The sequence below is a fragment of the Variovorax sp. P4_D9 genome (assembly GCF_056401695.1).
The window spans coordinates 1-5,915 of sequence record NZ_JBFUIU010000567.1 but is presented as its reverse complement, the minus strand read 5'-3'; the positions used below and the strand labels follow the sequence as shown (position 1 = coordinate 5,915).

Genomic DNA, 5,915 nt, shown 5'->3' with positions numbered 1-5,915 from the left:
GTCCCCCGCCATGCGGCGGCTGGAAGCCGGGTGCCGGCAGCGGGCGGAACCCGGGGACCGGCGGCGGGCGGAAGCCCGGCGGATGCGGCTGATAGCCCGGCCAGGGATTGGGCCGCCAGCCCRGCACCGGCGGCGGCGGGGGACGCCATCCCGGAACCGGCGGCGGCGGCCGGCCGCCCCACCAGCGCGGCTGGTTGTACCAGGGGCGGTCACGGTAGTAGTTCGACCAGTAGCTGCCGATCGCAAAGGTCACGAGCGGAACGCCGATGATGGCGCCGTAGGTCGCCAGCGGCACCCGTTCCTCCTGGTAGGCGTATTCGAGGCTCGCCGCATAGGACCAGCCGCGCAGGCCGTCGGGCAGCACCACGTCGCACCAGCCGTAGCCGGCGGTGCAGCCCATCACCTGGAGCGACTGCCCGGGCGCCAACGTGGCCACCAGCGGGTAGCTATCGCCGGGACCGGCGCGCAGGTTGACGGGACCGCGGGTGAATGCCTGCTGGGCCGCAGCGGCCAGCGGCACCATCAGTGCCATGGCGCCGAGACCGACCCATCGCAGAGCCTTTTCGTTCATGAATATTTCCTTTGCGGACCAGGGTAGAGGGGGCTTGCGCCCAGTGTCAATCAGCCACGGCCTTCATCCAGAACGTCCCACCGCATGCATTCGCGCACGCGAAAAACGTTTGGAGAGCTTCTTCATCCCGGCTTCACATGCGCCGGGACTGCAGTCGGTGCGAGCTTCAGGACGGCGCCGGGATCAAGCCGCTTCACTATAGAACGCGGCGCGATGAAGTCTGCGCCCTGCCAGCGGCGCGACCGCCTGGCCGATCGCGGCGATGTGCTCGGGCGTGGTGCCGCAGCAGCCGCCTACGATGTTCACGAGCCCTTCGGCGGCAAACTCGTGCAGCAGGCGCGAAGTGACGTCGGGCGTCTCGTCGAAGCCGGTCTCGCTCATCGGATTGGGCAGGCCCGCGTTGGGATAGCAGCTGATGAAGGTGTCGTCGGCCACCCGCGCCAGCTCCTGGATATAGGGCCGCATCAGTGCGGCGCCGAGCGCGCAGTTCAAGCCGATGGCCAGCGGCTGCGCATGGCGCACGCTGTGCCAGAAGGCTGTCACGGTCTGGCCGCTCAGGATGCGGCCCGAGGCGTCGGTCACGGTGCCGCTGATGATCAGCGGCAGCCGCTCGCCGCTGGCCTCGAAGTACTCGTCGATCGCGAACAGCGCGGCCTTGGCGTTCAGCGTGTCGAAGATGGTCTCTACCAGCAGCAGGTCGGCCCCGCCTTCGACCAGCGCCTCGACCTGCTCGTAGTAGGAGGCGCGCAGTTCCTCGAAGCTCACGTTGCGCGCGCCCGGATCGTTGACGTCGGGGCTGATGCTGGCGGTCTTGGGCGTCGGGCCGAGGGCGCCGGCAACGAAGCGCGGCTTGTCCGGGGTGCTGAACTTGTCGCAGGCCGCGCGCGCGAGCTTCGCCGACTCGAGGTTCATCTCGCGCGCCAGGTCGGCCATCTTGTAGTCCTCCTGCGCAATCCGGGTGGCGCCGAAGGTATTGGTCTCGATCAGGTCGGCGCCGGCGGCGAGGTAGCCTTCATGGATGTCGCGGATGACGTCGGGCCGCGTCAGCGAGAGCAACTCGTTGTTGCCCTTGACATCGCGCGGGAAGTCCTTGAAGCGCTCGCCGCGGTACTGCGCCTCGGTCAGCTTGAAGCGCTGGATCATCGTCCCCATGGCGCCGTCGAGGATGGCGATGCGTTGGGCCAGGATAGCGGGCAGTTGCTGGGCGCGGGTGTAGACGACGGGCTTCATGCGCCGATTGTAGAAAGCGGCGCCGGGCCCTCGGCGCTGCCGGGTCTTGGGGCCAGCGCCCTGCCGCTGGCAGGCACAGGGCGGACAGCAGCGCCAGCAAGCCGCATACCCCGATCGGCCACGCGTAGCTGCCGCGCAGGTCGAACAGCAGCCCGGACGCGCTGGCACCGAACAGCGCCGCAATGCCCACGCCGATGTACTGCGCGCCCAGGATGGCGCCGAGCTGCCGGGTGCCGAACCAACCGGCGCCACGGCAGGGTGGATCGCGATGCAGCCGCCGTTGGCGGCGCCGAATAGCAGCGTGAAGACCACTAAAGCCGGAAAGCTCTCCGAACCCAGCCAGACGCCGTCGAGCAGAGCGAGGGCCAGCGTCAGCAGCAACAGCAGCCGCTGCGGTCCGAGCCGGTCGCAGAGGCCGCCGAGCACCAGCCGGCCGAGCATGTTGCCGACCCCGATCAGTCCGATCAGCAACGTGGCGCTGTAGTCCGCGATGCCCTGCGCGCGCGCCGCCGGCGCGACATGCACAAGCGCGACGAAGAGGCCGACCGAGCCGGTGGCGATCGCCGCGAAGTACCACCAGAAGCGCGACTGCCGCAGCGCATCGCGCAAGCGCACGCCCTCCTGCTGCGGCGCCTGCCGCGCCACCTGCAAGGGATCGTCTCCGTCGGGAAGCAGTCCGAGGTCCTGCGGCTTCGCGCGCATCGCCAGGGCCGCACCGAGGCCGAGCAGCGCGATGACGCCTGCGAAGACCTGCATCGTGGCCTGCCACGACAGCTGCCGCATCAGCAGTCCGGCGACCACGGGCCCGACGAAGGTGCCGATGCCGATGCCGATGCCGATGCCGGTGCCGGCCAGCGCCAGGCCCGAGGCGCGGCTTCGCTGCCGGACGAACCAGCGCTGCACCGCCGCCACCGCAGGCATGTAGACCAGCCCGATACCCAGGCCCGCGAACACGCAGAAGAGCACGAACAGGCTTCGCAGCGAGGGCGCGAAGCTGGCCAGCGCGAAGCCGGTCGCGAGCAGGGCAATGCCGGCGCCCACGACCTTTCTGAGCGAGAAGCGATCCGCCAGCGCGCCCGAGAAGGCGCAGACCACGTAGTACAGGAAGGCGGTGATCGAGAACACCGTGGCGGCCGAGAGCCGGTCGGCATCGAAGCTGGCCTGGATGCCCTCGAAGAAGGCGCCGAAGGATAAGGCCGCGTCGAACACCACCGCCAGCAGCACGTGCGTGGCCGCGACCACGCCCCAGCCACGGAAGATCTTCACTGCGCTGCGTCGAAGATCTCGCGCAGGGCGTGCAGGAAGCGCTGGTTCTCTTCGGGCTTGCCGATCGAGACCCGCATGAAGTGCTCGAAGCCGGCCTCCTTCCAGGGCTTGACGATGATGCCGCGCGCCAGCAGCGCCTCGTTGACCGGGCCGTTCGGCCGTGCCAGGTCGATGAACAGGAAGTTGGCCGCCGACGGTGCAATGCGCAGGCCGGGCAGCGCCATCGCGTGCAACGCCGCGATCATTGCTTCGCGCCGCTGCACCGTCTCGGCCACGGCATGGGCCATGAAGGCCTCGTCGCCCCAGGCGGCCAATGCGGCCGTCTGCGCCGCATGGTTGACGTTGAAGGGCGTGCGCACGCGGTCGAGCAACTGCACCAGCGCGGCATCCGAGGCAATGCCGTAGCCGACCCGCAGCCCCGCCAAGCCCCAGCCCTTTGAGAAGGTGCGCAACACGATCCAGGGCCGCTGCTGGTCGCGCAGCGCCGCCAGCGCGTCCGGGAAGCCGGGCGCAAGCCGCGCGTACTCGACATAGGCCTCGTCGATCACCAGCAGCGTGCCGGCCGGCGTGGCCGCGAGCACGCGTTCGAACGCGGCCGCATCGAACATGCAGCCGACCGGATTCGAGGGGTTGGCGACCATCGCGATCTTCGGCCCGCGCGCCAGCGCCTCGCACCAGGCATCGAGGTCGAACGCCAGCTCGGGGGTCAAAGCGAGCGTCTCGACCTCGGCGCCCATCATGCGCGGGAAGATCTCGTGCAGCCCGAAGCCCGGGCGCTGCGCCAGCACCCGGTCGCCCGGCGACAGAAGGGCCAGGCACAGCATCTGCAGGATGTCCTCGGAGCCGTTGCCCACGACCACCTGGCCGGGCTCGGCGCCCACGCGCCGGCCGATCGCGCCGCGCAGCGTGGTGCAGTTCGCATCGGGATAGGTGTTCAGCTGCATGGCCAGGCCGGCCAGCGCCCGGCCCACCGCAGGGCTGGCGCCGAAGGGGTTTTCGTTGCTGGCGAGGCGGGCGATCTGCTCGACGCCGTAGCGCGCACGCACCGCCTCCGACGACAGTCCGGCGTTGTAGGCAGGCAGCGGCGACACCTCGGGGCGCGCGAGTTCATTGATGGCGGATGACGTGTCCATCCCGCTCAGACTCGCGGACGCTCGACGAAGTCCAGCACGGCTTCGAGCATTCGCCGCACATGCGGCTGCACGCGCGCGGCCACCTCGGGCAGATAGTCGAAAGGCAAGGCCTCCTGCATGTAGCTGCACTGCGTCATCTCGAGCTGCACCGCATGCACCCCCAGCCCCGGCTGGCCGTAGTGGCGCGTGATGTAGCCGCCGGTGAAGCGGCCGTTCAACACCGAGCTGAAGCCGCTAGCCTCGCCGGCGATCTCTTTCAGCGTCTGCGCCATCGCCGGGTCGCAGCTGGCGCCATTGGCGGTGCCGAGGTTCAGGTCGGGCAGCCTGCCTTCGAAGAAGCGCGGCAGCACCGAGCGGATCGAATGCGCGTCCCACAGCGCGGCGATGCCGTGCTGCGCCTGGATGCGCGCCAGTTCGTCCGCGAGCTGGCGGTGGTAGGGCTGCCAGATGGCTTCGCGGCGCTGCGCGATCTCGGCGTCGCCGGGAGCATCGCCGGCCGCGTAGAGCGGCGTGGCGTCGAAGCTGTCGACCGGGCACAGGCCGGTGACGCTCTGGCCCGGATAGAGGCTGGCGCCATCGGGCGGCCGGTTCAGGTCGACCACGTAGCGCGAGTGGGTGGCGACCAGCATCGAGGCGCCGAGTTCGTCGGCAAAGTCGTAGAGGCGCTCGAGGTGCCAGTCGGTGTCGGGCACCTGGCGCGCCTCGTCGGCGAGGCGTGCCGCGAGCTGCGGCGGCACATAGGTGCCGACGTGCGGCATCGAGATCAGCAGGGGACGCTTGCCGGCGCGAAAGCGGAACGGCGGCTCGGTGGTGGTGAAGCTCATGGGGTTCGGTCCTCTAGGAGTTGGCTGCGTGCGGCGACGAAGTCGAGGGCGCCTATTTCGTGCAGTGCATGCCGGCCGGCGGCGACGCGCGGCTGGCCCGCGACCCACACCGCGTCGATCGCCGACGTGCGGTGGCTCGCAAAGACATGGGCCGAAAGCATGTCAGGCGCGGCGAGACCCTGCAGCGCGACATGCGTGGCGTCGAGCACGACGAAGTCCGCCTGCTGCCCGACCGCGAGTCCGCCGATAGCGCGGCCCGCGGCCTGCGCACCGCCGTTTACGGCCGCCAGCGTCAGCGCGGTCGCGACCTGGCGCTGCGCGGCATTGGCGCCGACATTGCGCTGGCGCGTGGCCAGGCGCTGGCTGTACTCGAGCATAAGCAGCTCTTCGGCCGCGTTGACGCAGGCGTGGCTGTCCGAACCCACGCCCCAGGCGCCGGCATGGCTGCGCCAGGCCGCGAAGTCGAAGATGCCGTCGCCGAGGTTGGCCTCGGTGGTCGGGCACAGGCCGGCGACCGCGCCGCGCGTTGCCGCTCGCTGGTATTCCAGCGCATCCATGTGCGTGGCATGCACCAGGCACCAGCGCGCATCGACCGGCGCATGGTCGAGCAGCCAGGCCACGGGCCGCTGGCCGCTCCAGGCGATGCAGTCGTCGACTTCCTGCGTCTGCTCGGCGATGTGGATGTGGATCGGCGACGTGGCATCGAGCGCGTCGAGGCCGGCGAGCGCCTCGCGCAGCGCATCGGGCGTCACGGCGCGCAGCGAGTGCGGCGCCAGGCCCAGGCGCGCGCCCTGCGCATCGCAGGCCGGCTTCAGCGCATCGAGCAGACGCAGCATCGAGTCGGTCGACCGGATGAAGCGGCGCTGGCCCGGGTTCGGCGGCTTGCCGCCG

At 70.3% G+C, this 5,915-nt stretch carries 5 protein-coding genes and 1 pseudogene; all 6 read right to left on the bottom strand.

What is annotated here, in order from left to right; all coding sequences use genetic code 11:
• The coding region (locus AC1DY5_RS38970; RefSeq protein ID WP_478119804.1) for an SH3 domain-containing protein at nt 1-571 on the bottom strand (571 nt) is incomplete at its 3' end.
• 183 nt (nt 572-754) lie between these two features.
• The gene (locus AC1DY5_RS38965) at nt 755-1,801 is read right to left on the bottom strand and encodes a homocysteine S-methyltransferase family protein (protein WP_478119805.1); all 1,047 of its coding nucleotides are present in this window, start codon (nt 1,799-1,801) and stop codon (nt 755-757) included.
• A gap of 318 nt (nt 1,802-2,119) precedes the next feature.
• A pseudogene (locus AC1DY5_RS38960) lies at nt 2,120-3,010 on the bottom strand (MFS transporter); the annotation flags it as partial.
• A 53-nt stretch (nt 3,011-3,063) separates the two neighbouring features.
• Nucleotides 3,064-4,200 (bottom strand): histidinol-phosphate transaminase, encoded by a 1,137-nt coding sequence (locus AC1DY5_RS38955; RefSeq protein ID WP_478119803.1) that lies wholly within the window; start codon nt 4,198-4,200, stop codon nt 3,064-3,066.
• Between the two features lie 5 nt (nt 4,201-4,205).
• Entirely contained in the window at nt 4,206-5,024 is an 819-nt protein-coding gene (gene hutG, locus AC1DY5_RS38950; RefSeq protein WP_478119802.1) for an N-formylglutamate deformylase, read from the bottom strand.
• Nucleotides 5,021-5,915 (bottom strand): amidohydrolase family protein (locus AC1DY5_RS38945; RefSeq protein WP_478119801.1); only part of this gene is annotated, 895 nt, incomplete at its 5' end. The genes hutG and AC1DY5_RS38945, both read right to left, overlap by 4 nt.